We start from the raw sequence: 18,534 nt of genomic DNA, 5'->3' as shown, positions 1-18,534 counted from the left end.
GTTATGTTTAATTTCGGCTGGAAAATTTTGAGAATAATACTTCTGGCGGTTTTTCCTCCAAGCCAAAATCGGCGGGAATTGCCACATAAATTAAATTATCTCTCCACTGCTCCTGTTCATAATAAAAGCCTTTACGCATACATTCTTTTTGCATTTTTATACTCTCGGCAAACGCAATAGAAACTGAATTGTCAAGATTAATTGCTGCTTCAACGCGATGATAGTTAAGTTGCTCAAATCCTGCTCTCAAGACGGCTTGAGTAGCTTCTTTACCGAAACCTTGCCGTTGATACTGATTGTGAATGCTGTATCCCAAATTAGCCCATTGATTTTCCTGACGACGAATGGTGGAGAGATCGATATTACCCAGATGCTGATTTGTTTGACGATTAAAAACACCGAAGACATAAGTGTCATCTTTTAAAGCCAATTCTTGGTGGCGATCGCACAAATCTGAAAACCAAGCTGAATCGCAACCATTCATATCTAGCTTCCCAGCGTCATACTGGTGTTGTTTAGGCAATCTACCCATAAATCCAGCGTACCATGACTTATAATCATCAGCCTGCTGTGGACGAACGATCAGACGTTTGGTATCGATCGTCATTGTCCAGGATGTTTTGCTTATTTCAGTCATGGAGATATTTTCTAACTTTAATTTTGCTTTTAACTCATCGCATACCTGAGTTAAGAAGTCGAGGTAAAACAGTAATTGCTGTTAGTCATGACGATCGCTATTTTACCGAGTGCGATCCGAAGGGTAGGCGTAAGCCTAATCGCGTTATTAAACTAAATTATGGTCGTGTAGTAAAGTAAATTATAAAAAACAATCCTAAATTAAAACTTGATACCATTTTTCTCCCTTTAGTTTTTGGTCAAAAGTAACTGTTTGACTGCAATCATAATTACGATTAGTTGCACCAATCAGATAATCGGCAAAATTAGCTTTACCTGTCTGAGTTAGCTTAATTGCTTGATAAATAATAGTCCGATTGGCGAATTCAAATTTGGAACTTTGTAATATCAACTCTAAAACTTTGAGAATTTCTGATTTAGAGTATTGATAGGGTTTTCTACTTAAAACCCAAACTAGTTCGCATAAGACAATATCTGCAATAAAACAAGATTGGGCATCATTAATTATTGCTGCTGCTTTTTGCCACTGTGCTTCATCATCTTTGGTTAAATACCTGACTAAAACATTGGTATCAAGTCCAATCACTAGCACCCTCGATAATTGCTTGTTCCATATTTGTTAAAGAAGCCGATTTCATTCCTGGACGATGTAATATGCCAGAAAGCTTTTCTACCGATACATTTAAGGGGATTATTTTGACATCTCCCTGTTCGTCAATAACAAAATCTATTTTGCTACCATTATCGAGTTGCAAATAATCTCTAATTTTTTTAGGAATGGTGACTTGTCCTTTTACCGTCAGCCGAGCTTGTACCATGAGTTTATTTCCTTACTTTAGCTCCTTACTTAAATAATACAATAAACTCTATAGGTTTCATGTGAATTAAATTTTAGTAAAAATCAGAGTAAATTACGCGCTTTTAACTCTAGATAGCGATCGACTAACTCTCCTGTAATGCGATCGCAAGGTGCATCTAAAACTAATACTCCTTTTTGTCTTAATTGAGCAAAAGCTACCTGACGCTGTGCCAAAAGATCTAAAGCTACCGCACGGGCATAGGTGTCTTTGGTATTGTCAGTATGAGCATGGGCAATTTGAGCTACTAGCGGATCGTTGAGGGTGACACAAAAAGGTAGATAGCGAGGGGCTAAACGCATCATGGCGCTAAGTAATTCACTCGAAGCGGTTACGTCTACCAAGTCTGTAATTACCACAACTAATGCTCGTCTAGTTTGCTGAGTAATAACTTTCGTTACAGCACCAAGATAATCAGGCTCTAATAATACTGGTTGAATTGGTGTCAGGCGATCGACTAATTTGCTTAAATGATGATTACCTCTTTCAGGGGGTATCCAAGTCGTAATATCGCGCTCGAATACCGCCACCCCGACTTTATCCCCACGGCTTAAGCCTGCCATAGCTAAAGATAAAGTCGCATTTAAGCCATAGTCAAATCGTTTTAATCCATCTACCTTTGCCGTCATTAAACGCCCCCGATCTAAGAGGATAAAGAGAGTTTGTTCTTGTTCTGGTTCTAATACCCTAACCACAGGGCGATCGCGACGCGCCGTAGCCTTCCAGTCAATCAAGCGAATATCTTCTCCTGTACGATATTCTCGCAGTTCAGCAAATTCAGTACCATTGCCCATTCTTCGTGCCTGACGCATCGCTCCACTGTTTTCAATCGCCAGACGAACAGCTAGTTCTTTTAAGCCAATTAAATCGGGATAAACTCTAACTTCTTGTTTTGCGGGTATTTGCCAATCTCGCCAAGCCAAACCCAGTTTCCCTAACTGACGTACTTGTAGATCGCCCCAGGTATATTCCCCACGCCGATCGGGATGAATAATATAGGTTTCTTCGCAGTTGCTATTGGCAGGTAGATTAACTTCCAGAGTATCTCTGTCAACGGTAAATTCTGGCGGATAAGCATCTCGGATTTGCGCGATCGCTTTTTCTTGACCAGATTTAATCTTTAGAGCGATCTCATTATCTCTACCGACTGATAACTTTTGAATCTCCTGTCTGGTTACTTCAACAGCACTATTTTTAACCTGAGATGCATCAATGAGCGTGGCAACTAACAAACTAAAATTATAAATCCGCAGAAAATTTAAACTAGCCTGACGATTAATCAGAACATCTAACAGTGCAGCACTTAAGCCACCGATAGCAAGCAGTACATAACAGCGTCGGGAGGGAATCATAATCTGGAGGATGAAGGATGAGGAGTATAAGTAGGTGGGTGTAATTAAATTGGAAATAAGGTTAGGGAGTAACAAGTAACGAGTAATATGCGGAGCGGTATCTCCCCGTCGGCTTTTGGGTGGGAATCTTCCTACCCAAAACGCGACGGAAACTATGCGAGACAAGTCCTTTAGGACGAGTAACAAATAGCTCTAAGGGTAGGGGTTTGATCAATTATTTTGCCTACCTACTTAAATGATTAAATAATTGCTGAGGCACGATAAATTGTGGCGGAGACTGCGCCATCATGGCGATCGCTAATACTCCGAAACCACTCTAATCCAGCCTGTAGCCGTTGAGAATCTTTACCTAACTGAGTAACAGCTTGCTCTACTGTAGGTGCTAACCAAGAGTCTACATAGTCAATAAAACCTCTTAATTCTTGACTATCCAAACTGTAAGCATAATGCACGGGAAATGGCTGATTCTTTACCCGCTCAAAACCAGCCTGAAGGAGCAATGTTCCTAAAGATTGTCCAATATAGGGTTTCCCTTGAGCCTGCAATAGTAACTCACATAGCGAGTCAATTAAATAGCGATAATCAGCAGATTCTGGGGTAATTAAAATGGTACGGTAGTCGGTTTCGGTAACTGTAATTGTTCCTCCAGGCTTAGTCACTCTTTTTGCTGCTTGTAAAGCCTGTAGCGGATTGGGTAAATGTTCCAAAAACCAGATTGCATATATACGATCGAAGTAATTATCTTGCCAGGGTAGTTCCGTGGCATCTCCTACTCGCAGATCGGCATCACTTAAACCTAGATTATTCAGATGTTTCTGGGCATAATCTATTTGCTTTGGTTCTAAATCAATTCCCGCCAACTTTAAACCAGGAAAAGTCTGCCCCAATATACCTAATACTGCTCCTGCACCACAACCGATCTCTAATAATTTTTCTCCAGCTTGATAGTCAAGATCTTTGAGAATCAGCTTTTCTCGCCAATATTCCGCCTGTTGAATTAGTCTTACTTGTTCTGTATCAGAATAACCGTGAATATAATCCATACTTTTAAACGATGGAAAATGACCATCAGCTAAATTATTACTCTATTTAATAGTTGGCTATTTCCAGTAAATTAGGACAACGTCAGTAATCAGTAATCAGTAATCAGTAATCAGTAATCATTACCTTGGTACAGATATTTGCTTGAGTATAGATTCAATCACCTCAGCGATCTGGAGGTTATCCAATTGCGCTTCTGGTTTTAAGATTAGGCGATGGCGCAACAAAGGGATGGCGACTTCCTTAACATCATCAGGGGTAACATAATCTCTTCCTGCCAGACAAGCACTAGCTTTAGTCGCATTTAACCAAGCCACGGCAGATCGCGGTGATGCACCCAAAATTAAATCAGGATGTTGACGAGTACGCTCCACCAGATCGAGTAAATAATCTAAAATATTCTCTTCTACCTGAACCTTTTGCACCTGTTCTCTGAGAACCAAAATATCTTCTACTGTGGCGATCGCTTTTAGCTTGTCGAGATCCAATTTTTTAGCTTTAAATCCCTGTTGAGCATTAACCAACATCTGTTTCTCGGCATCCTTAGCAGGATAGTCCACCACTAGCTTAAACAGAAAGCGATCGAGCTGTGCTTCAGGTAAAGGATATGTACCCTCAAATTCTAAAGAGTTTTGCGTTGCAATCACCCAGAATAATGGTGGTAACAACATCGTTTGACCATCTAGAGTAATTTGCTGCTCTTCCATCGCTTCTAGTAAAGCTGCTTGGGTTTTGGGAGGGGTACGGTTGATTTCGTCAGCCAAGAGAATTTCTGTAAAAACAGGGCCTTTTTTGAGGATAAAATCGCGGCTATTGAGATCAAAAATATTTGTTCCCAAGATATCAGAAGGTAAAATATCAGGTGTTAGTTGAATACGACGGAAATCCGCTGCAATCAACTTTGATAATATTTTTACCAACAAGGTTTTACCTATACCTGGTACTCCTTCAATGATGACGTGACCACCACTCAATAAGGCAATCAGCAATTGTTGAACTAGATTCCCTTGACCAATAACGACATTATCTATTTGTTGACTAAGACTATTGAGCAACGAATTACTTGGCATTTAGATACTGCGTTAGAAACTAAGTTTATTTACCAACGACAGTAATAAAGCAAGCTATGGGAAATAGCAAGTATTCGGCAAAAAATAGTTTCCAAATAAACTGATAAAAGTTGGCGATCGCACTTTTCTGTTCTAAGTCTACATCTCGACTCCGCCACCAAAGTAGCCCTAATAAAATTACGTGGCTAGCGACAAAAAAGCTGACGTTAAGAGCAGTCAGCCAAAATAATCCTGCTGCAATCATGCCACAATAACAAACAGTAATCACTCCGCGAGAAAGATTAAAGACCGCAGGTTTACCAATTACCAGGGTAAAAGTATTGATATTATATTGCTTGTCTCCCTCTAAATCGGGGACATCTTTAAAAATAGCGATCGCTATGGTGAAGAGTAAGATAAATAGGGTCAAAGTCCAAACATACGGATTTAAGACTTCTTGCCCATTAAGTTTGTCGCCATAGTGTAAAAACAAGCCAATGTTAACAATCACTCCCCGCACCGTCAGAATACAAAAAGCTGCCCAAAAGGGAAACTGTTTTAAGCGTATCGGTGGTGTTGAATAGGCTGTACCAATCAGCAAACTAGTAGCTACTGTCGCGAATAACCATGTCCCAGATAAGGCAGCAATAATTAAGGACAGGCATCCCGTAACCCCAACAATCAGCTTTCCTTGTCCAACTGTAAATTCTCCTGAAGCTAAGGGCAATTCTGGCTTATTAACTCGATCTATCTCAATATCATAAAGTTGATTTAAGCCAACTATATATACATTGCCACACAGACAGGCAAACCAAACAGCAATCATCTGCTCTAAATTTACAGGGTTAATCTGAGTGACTGTAGTAGCCAGGGAAATAAAATAGAGTGCCAAGACACTTAAACTAGTGCCGATAATTGTATGGGGACGGGAAAATTGCCAAAAACTTTTAAGCCAATTCATATTGATTACTGATTACTGATTACTGATTACTGATTACTGATACCTAAAAGCGATCGCCACATCGAATTAACTGACTGTTGTGCCTTAGCTAAGGGCTGTTGTCGCTGGAGAAAGACGCGGGCGCAGTTACGTCCTGGCATCCCTGAGATAGAACCTCCTGGATGAGTTCCTGCCCCTGTCAGGTAAAGGTTTTTAATCGGCGTGGTGTAGTTAGCAATTTCTGGTAGAGGACGTAAAAAGATCATTTGATCTAAGGTCATATCTAAGTGATAGTAGTTGCCTTTATATGAACCCAGTCTTTCGCCCAATTCCGCAGGACTTTCTACCCGACGGGCAATAATTGAGTCTTGAAGATTAGGCGCATATTCCCCTAACTTCTTCAACACGTTATCGGCAGTCTGATTTTTCAATTCATCTGTCCAACCAGTGCCGTTTAATCCTGTTCCTTCTCTACCTGCTATTTGATAGGGCGCAAAAAATTCGATCCAAAGGGTGTGTTTTCCCTCTGGCGCGAGGGTGGGATCGAGGACACTGGGGATATCGAGATACATTGAAGGGTTGGCATCGGGAATTTGCCCCATGGTGGCTAGGGAGTGAGCCTGTTCGACATGGGCTACAGAGTCGGCAATTAATACCGTACCGATCAAATGGTCATGATTATCGGTTTCTAGCGCAGTAAAGCGGGGTACTTCAGATAGGGCGCAATCGATTTTGAGAATAGTTTCATTGTTGTTAGTAATTCGGCGATCGACTTTTTCTCTTAATTCAGGTTTAATCACATCGGGAGCAATTAACTGTAAGAACAATCGACGGACATCAATATTAGAAATTACGGCTTGATTAGCTCGATATTCCTTGCCCTCAAACACTTTCACGCCGATCGCCTTCTGATCTTCGACGATCACTTCCTTAACCATTTGCTCGGTTAAGATTTTGCCTCCTTTAGCCGTGACTAACTTGACTAAGGCTTGAGTTAACGCCCCTGTACCTCCTTTGGGTCGAGCCATACCTGGATGGTGACGCATTGCCAGCATCATTAATCCTGCGGTGATACCTTTTTGCGATGGTGGCGCACCTATTTCGGCTGCCAAACGGGCGAGGGGAGCTTTAACGATCTCAGTGTCAAAATATTCATTCAGCAAGTCTTCTGGCGAGGTAATCATCGTACGGATAAAGTTTAAAGCCTTATCTTTAGAGCCAGCGATCGCCAAAATGTCCGCCAAATTTTTGCCTCTATAGCCTTTAGCAATATTTAAAATAGACTGGGGTGGGGCATTAAAAAAAGGCGCGATCGCACTCATTAATTTTGACCAGTAGCCAATAAACTCGCCATACTTTTCCGCATCTCTAGTACTATAGCGAGCGATCGCTGCTTGAGTTTTGGCTAATGATTGATGTGCCAGGAAATATTTTCCGTCTAGGTGGGGACAAAAGGTATGAGGGTCGCAGGTAAGATATTCTAAACCGTACTTGTGCAGCTGCAACTCTTCAATAATTGGCCCTAAAAAGATAAACTCATGGTCGATCGCACACAGATTAAACTTAAATCCAGGTGCTTCTTCGGGGATGGCTTCTTCGGTAGTAGCAGCCCCTCCTGGTACAGGACGCTTTTCGAGCAGTAAGACGCTGTAGCCAGCATTTAATAGATAGGCTGCACAAACTAGCCCATTGTGACCAGCGCCAATTATGATCGCATCATACGCTTCCATTAAATATTTGTTGTCCCCTATTTTAGATACTTTCTTTAGCCATTTCTCAATTGAGAATAACAAATTAAACCTGATTAAGGACAGCCAAAAGCTAAAAGTTTTTTAAAAGTTATTACAGTTTCAATCTTACATAAGATATAAATTGCTCATAAATTCATTTTATTATTGCTTATAATAATCCAACTTTAGTTAGAAGATGTATTTAAAAAACTCAGCTAAATTATGAGTAATAAAAGCTTAAATCACAGCAAAAATGCTGCGTACAGTTATTTATTCTTAAAACAATTAAAATATCTTCAACAAGCCTTATGAATGTACTGGTCACGATAGTATCTTATCTAAAAAAAATCAAAATTAACCAGATTTTAACTTCTTTATTTCTGGCAGTTATACTACTTTTAACCACTGCATTTAATCAGGATTTTGCCAACGCAGCTAGTAATCAAAGCAAGACTACATATCCAACAGATGACAATAATATAGATGGTCTACTTTATTCAGATTCCGATCGCGTTGAATCATTGAATAGTGTTGATGATTTTGTTAGTCCTGAAGAACAAAAACAATTACTAGACCCTACCCAAATCCCAGCAAAAAAACAGCCAGGCATAAACCGTGTCGATCCGAATAACAAGCTACTAGAAAAAACTAGACAAATGTTCGATGATGCTGCTAATTTTTCGGGAAACTAATTAATTTCTCAAGCAACACAGTCTGTCAGATCGTCTTCTAATGTTAACCATAGAAGGCGACTTGATTATCTACAATAGTTATTTTAATTGGAAAATATGTTTATATTTAACTTATTTTTATCTCTTGATGAGATTTAATCAAGTTCTAATTAAAAAACTGCGGTTTTTTCTTTAGTAGCAATCTTAGCTCGTTAAGATGCGATCATTTTGCTATACTAATTGTTACATTAATTTTTAATAATTATTTAAATTATATGAATTCTGTCGTTCAAATAATTGAACCTGAAGGTATTTTAGACGGCACTAAAAGTGCTGAGTTTCAGCATCAGGTTGAGCAAAGCGTAGAAAGTGGAGTGGATACCATTTTAGTTGATTTCCACAATGTCACCTTTATGGATAGTTCGGGACTAGGCGCTTTAGTCAAAGCTTTAAAAACAGTTAATGCTGCGGAAGTCAAGTTCTTTTTATGCTCAGTTAATGAGCAAGTTAGTATGTTGTTTGAATTAACCAGTATGGACGATTACTTTACGATTTTGAGCGATCGCCAAGAGTTCACCAGTCAGTTACATAATTCAGTTCAAACTAAATAGTTATTGCAGATCTTTTTAACCAGCTAAATTGTTTTCTAATAATTCTAATAATTTGTTTTAGTTTAAACCGCAGTTAGAATTTGTTAGCGTTTAACTTTCACTACCGACAACATGAAAATTGCAATTGGCTGGTTATACCCGACGTTAATGAGTACCTATGGCGATCGCGGTAACGTTATTTGTTTACAACGGCGCTGTCAATGGCGAAATATTGAAGTCGAAATCATACCTTTAAAGCGGGAAAGCGCAGCAGCAGAATTTGAGCAGGTAGATATTATCGTTGGGGGAGGAGCGCAGGATCGTCAGCAAGAAATTGTGATGAGGGACTTGCAGGGAGCAAAAGCCGAAGCGCTTCGAGCAAAACTAGACCAAGGTACACCAGGAGTATTTACCTGTGGTTCACCTCAACTGTTGGGTCACTATTACGAACCTGCTCAGGGTAAAAGGATTGAAGGCTTAGGCATCTTAGATATGGTGAGTCAGCATCCAGGTATCGAAGCACGACGCTGCATTGGTAACTTAGTGTTTGAAATCACGGCTACGGCGATCGCTTCAGAACTACAAGCCACACTCGGTGAAAAACCTATAGTGATTGGCTTTGAGAATCATGGAGGCAGAACTTATCTCCAGAATGTGCAGCCTTTGGGTAAAGTAATCAAAGGTTATGGCAACAACGGCGAAGACCAAACCGCAGGCGCTTTCTATCAAAATGCGATCGCTACTTATGCTCATGGGCCACTACTACCCAAAAATTACTTTATCGCCGACTGGCTCATTAAAACAGCTTTGCAACGAAAGTACGCAACTGAAATTGCCTTGTCTCCTTTAGACGATTCTTTAGCAATTGCAGGGCGCAAAGCTATGTTTAAACGCCTTGGAATCTCTGTTTCAGCCGTTGCCGTCTAGAAAGATCTGGGCAATTTTTTAGCAATTTTCTAATTCAGTTGCGTGCGTTGCAACGTAAATTGCCTTAGTATTGCATAAAGACAATTTATGCAAGATAATCTTGCAATCTGTAAATTTTAGCAATTGCAACCACAACTATGACTGGAAAAGTACTAGATAATGGCTCTGCTGGCGCTTTAGTTCTGCTCATCCCCGTGGCTTTTGGTTTTGTAGTTTTGTATATGCTATGGCCATTCTTGCTCTTAATTGCAGCAATGATCGTCGCTTTCAAAATTTGGCAAGACTATAAGTGGCAAAAATGGTGTGCAGAAATCAATCCTTATTTTAATCAGCTAATTAAGGAAACTAGAGGCTATGTAACTCCAGTAGACCTATCCGTAAAAGCCAACCTAACCGCCAGTGCTGCTAAAGCATTCCTCGCTCGTAAAAGCGAAGAGTACGGCACTCAGCCAAAAAATGTAGCCAATAAAGGAGTAGTTTACTACTTTCCTACCGCTAGTGCTTTAGGTAGTATTTTAGACGATAGTGAACCAGAACCAGCAATAAACTCATACCAATTAGCAGCCAAAGACTCTAGTAAATTATCTGTTAGAGGCATTGCTCAATTGGCGAAACAAGAACAAAACGAAGCCGACGCTGACGATAGTGCTAAAGAAGCCGAATCATCTTCTGTTGCCCTGATTACCAAAGCAGATCCCCAGTCCACTGCAATTAGTCCTGAGTCCGAGACAGATAGTTCAACTATCAATCAAGCCACTTCTATTGATGCTGGTCAATCATTGATTCAAGCTGAACTAGCAAAACGCCTCGACCTAAATTCCAGTACAGTTGGCAGACGCAAATCCGATCCAGATTTTGAACTATGGAGCATGAGCAAAGATCCTGAAGGAATTGCTTGGAGATATGACCAGGAGACCAAGCTCTACGTAGCAGTCGTTTCAAACTAATGATCAAAAAGCTCTAAGCATCTTTACTGTTGGCGATCGCGAATTAACCAGACTTAGCTCAAAAATCTTTTTGAGCCACCAAAATTTTCAATAGCTTTCAATCTTACCCAAGGATTAGAGTTGAAGTTAGAAAAATAGCCTAAATTAAAGGTGTTATTCTCTACTCTCTCTAGTCCTTAAAATTTTATGAGGGTATCGAGCAAAAGCGTCTAATCAAAATTATGCGTTATTCAACTCTAAGTTTTAATCTCAATCTGTTGTAAAAATTAATGAATCAGCACTGGCATTGGCAAACTTGGCAGAATTATTCCTATCTCACCTGTGATTTACTGTCCCCTTGGCAACACGGCTTTTTTACTCAAGAATTTTATCCTCGCCCCCCCGAAGATCTAACTTCTATTTGGCGATCGCCAATAACTGCCTATCGAGTCAAGCAAATACACGGCAATATAGTTTTAACTCCCCAAGAAATCACAGATACATTAGATCGGCAAGATGATGCTGATAAATTAGCCGAAGCTGATGCCGTAATTAGCGATCGCCCGCAACAATCTGTTTGGGCAGCTAGTGCCGACTGTACTCCCGTCTTAATTGGGGATGTAGTTACAGGACAAGTATGTGCCATTCACGCAGGCTGGCGAGGTACAGCGCAAAAAATTGTCCCCCAAGCGATCGCCAGATTTTTAGCTTTTGGTAGTGAAAAATCCGCTCTGCGAATTGCGATCGGCCCAGCTATTTCAGGGAAAATGTATCAGGTAGATGAAAGAGTGGCAATTGAAGTTAGTCAAACTCTTATGCCCGATAATGACTTAGAACCTGAAACAATTTTGAGTAAACTAAAGCAGTTGCCCAATGCACCAATCTTAGATGATGAGGTATCAGGAAAAGTCCGTTTAAATGTGCCACGAGTCAATCAAATTCAACTCGAACAGCTAGGAATTAATCCAGAACAAATTGCGATCGCTCCTTACTGTACATTTCAGTCACAGGATTTATTTTTCTCCTACCGACGCACAGGTGAAAAGAAAGTCCAATGGTCAGGAATTGTCTCTAATTATAGACCTACGTAAAAACGTTAGGACATTTTTGAAATACTACTTCCTATTTCCTATTTCCTATTTCCTATTTCCTATTTCCTCATGTCCTTGCACTTCAATTCTGTAGAACAAATCCTGACTCAGCTAGAAAGCCAGCCTGGCTGGGAGCAATTTCGCGCATATCGTCAGTTACTACAATGTTGGGAGCGAGTGGTTAGCCAACAAGTTGCCCAGTCTACTCGCCCTCTTTATCTTAATCGGCAAATACTTTATGTAGCGACTTCCAGTGCAGCCAGGGCGCAGGAGCTTTCTTTTCAAAGATACACTCTGCTGAAAAGACTTAATCAACAGCTGACTACTGAAATTAAAGATCTTCATTTTTCCTCGTCTCAATGGCATCAGAAGACCTATCTGCAAGAGACTCAAGCTTTATTTACCATTAGCGATCGCCATAAAACCATAATCCCTCGCGATCTTGACGCTGTTTTAAAACAAGATCATCAGGACAAAGCAAATAGCCTATCTGCTCAAGAGCGGGCTAAAAATGCTGCTCAACGCTGGCTGAGAACTATTGAACAGACTAAAGATACTTTAGCTTGTCCTAAGTGTAATTCACGGGTATCTCAAGCAGAACTAAGCCGATGGAATTTATGCCATCATTGTGTCGCTCAAAAATGGTCAGAAGAATATTGTCCCCCAGTTTTTCCCCAGCCAGAATAAAAAGAGAATATAAAGAAAACTGAGTTCTTTGTTCATGATCCCTATCGAGTTTTTTAACTAAATCTTCAAGAAAATAAAGAGGAGAAAGTATTTTGTGCTACTTTCTTTTTTTTTTAAATGTGTGTTCGTTTCTGTTCGTTAATCAATTATAAAAACAATATAAAGCATTAAGACCCCCTGGGGATCACTATAACCCAGGCTAGATATTGATTTGAATTGGATTAGTTAGATTATGAAGACCAAGCAAAATGTAGATAGCGGAATTGAATAAAAACCGAGTTAAAAAACCCAAATGAAAGAAAGAAATTTTTCAACTTCTGCCTGTCGCTACTGCCGTTTTTACGAGCCAGAAGGACGCAGGGGTGGTTCGTGCCAAATATTAGGCGTGCCAGTCCAAAGTAGTTGGAAAGCTTGCGATTTTGCCTGTCCTCCTTTTGATACCACTTTGCAAAAACTGGAAGATATTTTTCAGTTAGAAACCTCAATCGCCCTAGATTCTCCTGAGAGAATAATTCCTCAGCTAGCTGACAATTAAATCAAAAGCGATCGCTCTCAACTAGCTGTTCCTAAAACAGAATAATTTATATAGTATATGAAAATTTGTTAGTTTGATTTAAATTTATACATTCGATGGATCATTTAACAGTGAGCAATGATCACTGTTCATTGAAAAATTGAAAAGAGGTCTTAAACCTGATTAATCCTAAAGGATATCCTAAAGGACTAGCTTCCCTAAAGGACTAGCTCCTTACGTCGCGTCGCGCGTCGCACTTCGCTATCAATTGTTCACTGATCTATCTGATCATTGATAAAGCGATTAGGCTCCCCTAAAGGACTAGCTTCGCGTCGCGCCTACCCTTCGGGATCGCGATACTGGAAATTAAAACCTATTCCTACTGAGTATCTTTGCCTCTTCGACCCATTGTTTTACTTGTGATACTGAGGTTAAATCTTTTCGACCTATAGTTGCCACTTGTAAGCGAATAATCTGGGAATGTAGGCGATGGAAAGGGGTTTGAGCGAGTTGAAGTACGGAGGCTATACCTGCATGTAGCAATAGTCCACAATATTGTCTGCCGACACTAGGAATACAAGCTAAATCTGACAGAGCAATCCACTTATTGAGGTGTTTCTGGTGCAACTTGAGTTTACTAGCTAAATTTAGCTTTGACTCTTGAGTTTTAGTCTGTTTAAGTAAATCTAGAGTATTTTCTATTCCCTGAGTTTTCAACAGTTTTTGTTCGTTTAACATCAATCCTGGTAAGAGATTGATCGACCAATATTGGGGTTGCATGGCTTTGGTTAATTGAGAGTGGAGAATTATCTATACTAATTGGTATTGATTAGTAAAAAAAATAAAATGGTTGTCTTGAGTGCCTTAAGCGATCGCTTTTTAATCGAAGCTTTAAAACAAAGAAGAGTAAAACTAGCGCAGCTAATTAAACATCCAGTTATTTTGTGGTCTGGTAATTTTGTCGGACGCAATTTTCCCGCAAACAAGCTTCCTTTTCGCGCTAGTAGTCATTTTCTCTATTTTGCAGGAATCCCTTTAAACAACGCAGCTATTCGTTTATCAGCAGGGGAATTAGAATTATTTATCGATAATCCACCAGCAGAAGCCACTCTATGGCATGGTGCAACACCTAGTCGAGATGAACTAGGGGCGATGATTGGCGCAGAGCGAGTATATCCTTTGGCAGAATTGACCAGCAAAACCGCAGATGCAGCTACTATTTCGAGCCAAGATTTGGCTACTTATCAACAACAGTGTCAGTTATTAAACCGCCCTATAGCTTTGTCCGATCGAGCAGCCAATATTGATTTAGAACTTGCTCAAGCGTTGGTAAAATTGCGATCGCGCCACGACAATTTAGCCTTACAAGAATTACGTTCCGCCGCTGCGGTATCAGTTAAGGCTCACCTAGCAGGAATGCGAACAACCAAAAACGCCACCACGGAAGCCGAAATACGCGGAGCAATGGAAGGAGTAATTATCGCTCACAATATGACCTGTGCGTACAACAGTATTGTCACCGTACAGGGAGAAGTATTGCATAACGAGTCTTATCACCATCAGCTACAGCCAGGAGATCTTTTACTGGCAGATGTGGGGGCAGAAACTGCGAATGGTTGGGCAGCAGATATTACGCGCACTTGGCCAGTTTCAGGCAAGTTTTCGGCTACTCAAAGAGATATTTATCAACTAGTTCTCAAGGCTCACGACGATTGTATTGCCAAACTACATCCTGGAGTAGAATATCAAGACATTCATTTACTAGCAGCCGAGACAATTGCCCAAGGTTTAGTCGATTTAGGTATTCTTCTAGGTAAGCCTCAAGATTTAGTCGCCATGGATGCCCACGCCCTCTTTTTTCCTCACGGTATTGGACATTTACTAGGTTTAGATGTGCATGATCTCGAAGACTTAGGAGATGTGGCAGGATACGCACCAGGAAGAATTAGAAGCGATCGCTTTGGCTTAGGTTATCTGAGATTGAACCGTCCTCTCCAGTCAGGAATGCTCGTTACGATTGAGCCAGGTTTTTATCAAGTACCCGCGATTTTAAATGATGCTAATTTTCGGGCTAAGTACCAGGATGTAGTTAATTGGGAGCGCTTGGCGCAGTTTGCTGATGTTAGAGGTATTCGCATTGAAGATGATATTTTAGTCACTGAATCTGGTTCAGAAGTCTTAACTAAAGAGTTACCAACAAAAATAGCAGAGGTTGAAAACTTAGTTTTGAATAATTAATTTAAAGAGTTAAAAGCTAAAAGCTAAAAGCTAAGAGCTAAAAACTAGTTAATCAACAGCGTAGTCTATTCAAATAAAAGAATAATCTTAATCCATCGCTTTGGCTAATAAACCAGTAGCAGCCCCGAAGCCAATGAAATTGGGCAACCAAGCAGCTAACCAAGGAGGAATAGCTCCTGAAATACCCAGAGATTGAGAAATAAACGAGAGTAAATAATAGCCAAAAATCAGCATAATGCAAATACCAAAACTAGTTGCTTTACCCGAGTCTTGAGGTTGAACCCCCAATACTGCACCGATCATGGCAAACACTAAACAGGCAAACGGCACTGAAATCTTTTCGTGAATCCGTACCTGCCACTTGCGAATTCTGGGTTCATCACTACCAGGTTTAATTAATTCCAGATATTCGATTGCTTGAAAAATGTTCATTTCATTAGGTTTTCGGCTTGTTTGGGTGATATCGAGCGCCTCTTTTGGTAAGGCTAACTTTTGATGCTCGAAACGAACGATATTGTTGTAGCCTCCATCTGAACCAATTAGATAAATCGTACCGTCATAGAAATCCCAAATATTTTCTAAGATATTCCATTGAGCCGATCGCGCTACGACAATTTGACTAACTGGTCTACGGGAACGGTCTAATACTGTCAGGTTGGTCATTTGCTGACCGTTAAATTTTTCAGCATAAAATAAGCGGGTCAATACCTCTTGTGTCTCACCATTTTCTGTCTCAATTTCTGCATACTCAGGAAACAGAATATTCTTCGTCTCAAATTCGGGACGGGTTTCTCCTAATGCCTGTTTGAGAGTCGATTCAGCCTGATAGCTAGCTGCGGGAGCGACAAAATTATTAACCCAAAAAGTTATTGCCACAACACACAAGCTAAAAGCGATCGCTGGCATGATTAAACGATAAATGTTGACACCAATACTTCGCAAAGCAATGAGTTCACTATCACTAGAAAGCCGACTATAGGTCATCAGAGTTGCCAGCAAGATTGACATCGGGAAGGCAAATACGGCAAACTCTGGCATTCTCAACAACATAATTTTGGCAGCTACGCTCCAATCTAGTCCTGAGTCCGTCACCTCACGAATTAACTCAAAAACTGCGCCAATAGATAAACCTAAAGAAGTAAAGATACCCATGCCAAATAAAAACGGTAGGGTTAGTTCCTTGATGATGTAGAGATTCATCACGGATAAACCAACTCTCTTGCGATCGATTAATTTTAAAGCGCCAATTTTCATGGGTACAGAGAAGAAACAAAACTTAGCCGTAGCCTAACCTGAATTCGGCTTTTTGTTAGAATTTTGTAATTTTTTAGCAGCAGATTTTTGACGGCGATGAGGCTTCCCTAAAGGACTAGCTTCGCGTGACGCGACGTTAGGAGCTAATCCTTTAGGACGTGCCAAGCCTCTGCGATCGCAAATTAATTTTAATTCGGCTTGATGCTCCCATGCCCAGTCCGCCAAAACTTCTAAAGGTTTAATTAGCTGATTGCCAAAAGCAGTTAAAGTATACTCCGTCTTGGGAGGGACGACAGGATAAATTTTCCGTTTTAAGATATTGTCTGATTCTAGCCTTCTTAAGGTTTGAGTCAGCATTTTTTTAGATATTCCTGGTATTTCTCGCTGTATCTCACTATACCTTTTTGTACCTTGTTTAAGGACATACAAAACTGGCAAGGTCCATTTGTCCCCCACAATGTCAATCACCTGGAGTACAGGGCAATCTTGATCTAAAATAAGTTCTGGCTCTGAGTTGGAAACCATAAGGTGACTATATAACTTTTAAGTACCTACTTGTATAAAAGAGTCTAGATACGCCATATTATAAACCAAGAGATACAACCCTATAATTATTTATATTGCTATGCAGAAAAATAGCGCAATCGCCAGCAAAGTCCTGGGTGCATCCTTGTTGTTTTTGGTTTTAACAGGCTGTGGTAAACAACAGCCAGAAGCACAAGCTCCACCACCTGCCGTTCCTGTCGAAGTCAAAAATTTAGGCAATAATCAGGTACAATCAAGCTCGGAATTTGTTGGTAGCCTAGAAGCTAAACAAAGAGTTGCTCTTGCCCCCAGAGTGGCTGGTAGGGTAATACAAATTGCCGTACAAGAAGGAGACACCGTCAAAAAAGGCGATTTAATTTTAGAACTACAGCTAGATAGAGAACAGGGAGAAGTAGAGGCAGCCCAGTCGGAAGTGAGTATTCAACGAGCTAATGTCAGTGATGCTGAAGCCGAATTAAGCGCAGTAGAAGCAGAAGTAGCCAGCGCCGAAGCAGCGGTGCAGCAAAGTCAAGCGGATCTAAGAGAACAAGAGGCGAGATTAAAACTAGCCCAAACTAATCTAGAAAGAGCTAAATTTTTGGTGAAACAAGGTGCGCAGTCACAACAAAGTTTAGACAATAGCATCAGAGATTTAAACGCAGCCAAAGCCCAAACCGATGCCCTAAAAGCAGCTGTAAATTCCAGTCAAAAAACTCTGGCTGCTACTCGAGCAAGAGTTAATTCAGCCAGAGCGGCGATCGCTGGACAAAAAGCTGCCCTCCAACAAGCAGAAGCGAGAGTCGGCATTGCTACCGATAACCTAGATTTTAATCGTCTTACTGCACCGATAGATGGAGTTGTAGGGGATATTCAGCCTAAAGTTGGTGATTATGTTCAAGTTGGAGCGCAAGTAACTAGTATTACTCAAGATAATGCCTTAGAACTAAATATCAACGTTCCGATCGAACAGGCTGGGCAATTAAAATTAGGTTTACCAGTCGAGGTTGTCGATCGTCAAAGCAAAGCGATCGCCGAAGGTGACATTAGCTTTATTTCCCCCCGTGCAGATCGCAACAGTCAGGGAGTTCTAGTTAAAGCAGCAATTAATAATAACGGACAACTCAAAGATGATACCGTGGTCAATGCCAGAGTTATTTGGTCTGAACAACAAGGTATTTTAATTCCCACTGAGTCAATCTCTCGTTTGGCAGGCAAAAGCTTTGTATTTGTAGCGGTAGAGCAAAAACAAAAAGACGGCAAAACTGCCATGGTGGCGAAACAAAAACCTGTGGAACTAGGAGCAATTCAAGGACAATCCTATCAGGTACTTTCAGGTTTAAAACCCAGCGATCGCTTAATTACTTCAGGAATTCTCAACCTTACCGACGGTGCTTTGATTACCACAGAAGCTGTCGCTACCCAATCAGCGCAAACTAGTAATCAGTAATTACCAATTAGTAATTAATAATTAGTCCTAAAGAATAAGCTTCGTGACCGTAGGGAATC

General features: G+C 40.5%; 22 protein-coding genes. 10 read left to right on the top strand and 12 right to left on the bottom strand.

From position 1 onward, the window contains the following. Positions 1–7 precede the first annotated feature (7 nt). Entirely contained in the window at positions 8–637 is a 630-nt protein-coding gene (locus KME09_17400; protein ID MBW4535717.1) for a GNAT family N-acetyltransferase, read from the bottom strand. 23 nt (positions 638–660) lie between these two features. Here KME09_17400 and KME09_17395 point away from each other — a divergent pair, with 23 nt between their 5' ends. After that, positions 661–816 carry a hypothetical protein gene (locus KME09_17395; protein ID MBW4535716.1) on the top strand — a complete coding sequence of 52 codons (156 nt, stop codon included), beginning with the start codon at positions 661–663 and terminating at the stop codon, positions 814–816. Positions 817–832: 16 nt separating this feature from the next. Here the strand turns inward: KME09_17395 and KME09_17390 are convergent, their stop codons facing one another. The 8 genes from KME09_17390 to KME09_17355 form a co-directional block, all read right to left on the bottom strand. After that, positions 833–1,222: a type II toxin-antitoxin system VapC family toxin gene (locus KME09_17390; GenBank protein ID MBW4535715.1), complete on the bottom strand. Its 390-nt coding sequence runs from the start codon at positions 1,220–1,222 to the stop codon at positions 833–835. After that, complete coding sequence (locus tag KME09_17385) at positions 1,209–1,454, bottom strand: type II toxin-antitoxin system PrlF family antitoxin (GenBank protein ID MBW4535714.1); 246 nt, start codon at positions 1,452–1,454, stop codon at positions 1,209–1,211. Before KME09_17385 ends, KME09_17390 begins: the two co-directional genes overlap by 14 nt. An 83-nt stretch (positions 1,455–1,537) precedes the next feature. Further along, a complete protein-coding gene (locus KME09_17380) occupies positions 1,538–2,845 on the bottom strand; it encodes a DUF58 domain-containing protein (GenBank protein ID MBW4535713.1) in 1,308 nt (435 codons plus the stop codon). Positions 2,846–2,906: 61 nt separating this feature from the next. After that, positions 2,907–3,059: a hypothetical protein gene (locus tag KME09_17375; GenBank protein ID MBW4535712.1), complete on the bottom strand. Its 153-nt coding sequence runs from the start codon at positions 3,057–3,059 to the stop codon at positions 2,907–2,909. A 25-nt stretch (positions 3,060–3,084) separates the two neighbouring features. Continuing rightward, entirely contained in the window at positions 3,085–3,888 is an 804-nt protein-coding gene (locus tag KME09_17370; protein ID MBW4535711.1) for a methyltransferase domain-containing protein, read from the bottom strand. A 120-nt stretch (positions 3,889–4,008) separates the two neighbouring features. Then, positions 4,009–4,956 carry a MoxR family ATPase gene (locus KME09_17365; GenBank protein MBW4535710.1) on the bottom strand — a complete coding sequence of 316 codons (948 nt, stop codon included), beginning with the start codon at positions 4,954–4,956 and terminating at the stop codon, positions 4,009–4,011. A gap of 25 nt (positions 4,957–4,981) precedes the next feature. Continuing rightward, positions 4,982–5,896 (bottom strand): homogentisate phytyltransferase, encoded by a 915-nt coding sequence (locus KME09_17360; GenBank protein MBW4535709.1) that lies wholly within the window; start codon positions 5,894–5,896, stop codon positions 4,982–4,984. Positions 5,897–5,922: 26 nt separating this feature from the next. After that, positions 5,923–7,605 carry an NAD(P)/FAD-dependent oxidoreductase gene (locus KME09_17355; GenBank protein MBW4535708.1) on the bottom strand — a complete coding sequence of 561 codons (1,683 nt, stop codon included), beginning with the start codon at positions 7,603–7,605 and terminating at the stop codon, positions 5,923–5,925. Between the two features lie 308 nt (positions 7,606–7,913). Between KME09_17355 and KME09_17350 the strand changes: the two genes are divergently transcribed. The 7 genes from KME09_17350 (at position 7,914) to KME09_17320 (ending at position 13,032) form a co-directional block, all read left to right on the top strand. Then, positions 7,914–8,297, top strand: coding sequence for a hypothetical protein (locus KME09_17350; GenBank protein MBW4535707.1), 384 nt, complete (start codon positions 7,914–7,916; stop codon positions 8,295–8,297). Between the two features lie 254 nt (positions 8,298–8,551). Then, positions 8,552–8,887 carry an STAS domain-containing protein gene (locus KME09_17345; GenBank protein ID MBW4535706.1) on the top strand — a complete coding sequence of 112 codons (336 nt, stop codon included), beginning with the start codon at positions 8,552–8,554 and terminating at the stop codon, positions 8,885–8,887. 111 nt (positions 8,888–8,998) lie between these two features. Next, the gene (locus KME09_17340) at positions 8,999–9,793 is read left to right on the top strand and encodes a type 1 glutamine amidotransferase (protein ID MBW4535705.1); all 795 of its coding nucleotides are present in this window, start codon (positions 8,999–9,001) and stop codon (positions 9,791–9,793) included. 137 nt (positions 9,794–9,930) lie between these two features. Beyond that, positions 9,931–10,740 (top strand): hypothetical protein, encoded by an 810-nt coding sequence (locus KME09_17335; protein ID MBW4535704.1) that lies wholly within the window; start codon positions 9,931–9,933, stop codon positions 10,738–10,740. A gap of 269 nt (positions 10,741–11,009) precedes the next feature. After that, positions 11,010–11,810: a peptidoglycan editing factor PgeF gene (pgeF, locus tag KME09_17330; GenBank protein ID MBW4535703.1), complete on the top strand. Its 801-nt coding sequence runs from the start codon at positions 11,010–11,012 to the stop codon at positions 11,808–11,810. Between the two features lie 69 nt (positions 11,811–11,879). Continuing rightward, positions 11,880–12,497, top strand: coding sequence for a DUF721 domain-containing protein (locus KME09_17325; GenBank protein MBW4535702.1), 618 nt, complete (start codon positions 11,880–11,882; stop codon positions 12,495–12,497). A 292-nt stretch (positions 12,498–12,789) separates the two neighbouring features. Next, positions 12,790–13,032, top strand: coding sequence for a hypothetical protein (locus tag KME09_17320; GenBank protein MBW4535701.1), 243 nt, complete (start codon positions 12,790–12,792; stop codon positions 13,030–13,032). 345 nt (positions 13,033–13,377) lie between these two features. Here the strand turns inward: KME09_17320 and KME09_17315 are convergent, their stop codons facing one another. Next, positions 13,378–13,791 carry a DUF4332 domain-containing protein gene (locus KME09_17315; GenBank protein ID MBW4535700.1) on the bottom strand — a complete coding sequence of 138 codons (414 nt, stop codon included), beginning with the start codon at positions 13,789–13,791 and terminating at the stop codon, positions 13,378–13,380. A gap of 66 nt (positions 13,792–13,857) precedes the next feature. Here KME09_17315 and KME09_17310 point away from each other — a divergent pair, with 66 nt between their 5' ends. Then, positions 13,858–15,249, top strand: coding sequence for an aminopeptidase P family protein (locus KME09_17310; GenBank protein ID MBW4535699.1), 1,392 nt, complete (start codon positions 13,858–13,860; stop codon positions 15,247–15,249). 87 nt (positions 15,250–15,336) lie between these two features. On the opposite strand, the gene KME09_17305 is transcribed toward KME09_17310, so the two are convergent. Next, on the bottom strand, positions 15,337–16,503 hold the full coding sequence (locus KME09_17305) for an LptF/LptG family permease (GenBank protein MBW4535698.1): 1,167 nt from the start codon (positions 16,501–16,503) through the stop codon (positions 15,337–15,339). A gap of 33 nt (positions 16,504–16,536) precedes the next feature. Further along, positions 16,537–17,028, bottom strand: a complete 492-nt coding sequence (locus tag KME09_17300; GenBank protein ID MBW4535697.1) for a helix-turn-helix transcriptional regulator — start codon at positions 17,026–17,028, stop codon at positions 16,537–16,539. A 100-nt stretch (positions 17,029–17,128) separates the two neighbouring features. Here KME09_17300 and KME09_17295 point away from each other — a divergent pair, with 100 nt between their 5' ends. After that, on the top strand, positions 17,129–18,475 hold the full coding sequence (locus tag KME09_17295; GenBank protein MBW4535696.1) for an efflux RND transporter periplasmic adaptor subunit: 1,347 nt from the start codon (positions 17,129–17,131) through the stop codon (positions 18,473–18,475). Positions 18,476–18,534: the final 59 nt, after the last annotated feature.

It is taken from the genome of Pleurocapsa minor HA4230-MV1 (assembly GCA_019359095.1).
In the GTDB taxonomy this organism is placed as follows: domain Bacteria; phylum Cyanobacteriota; class Cyanobacteriia; order Cyanobacteriales; family Xenococcaceae; genus Waterburya; species Waterburya minor.
This window is presented reverse-complemented; position numbering and strand designations above follow the sequence as displayed.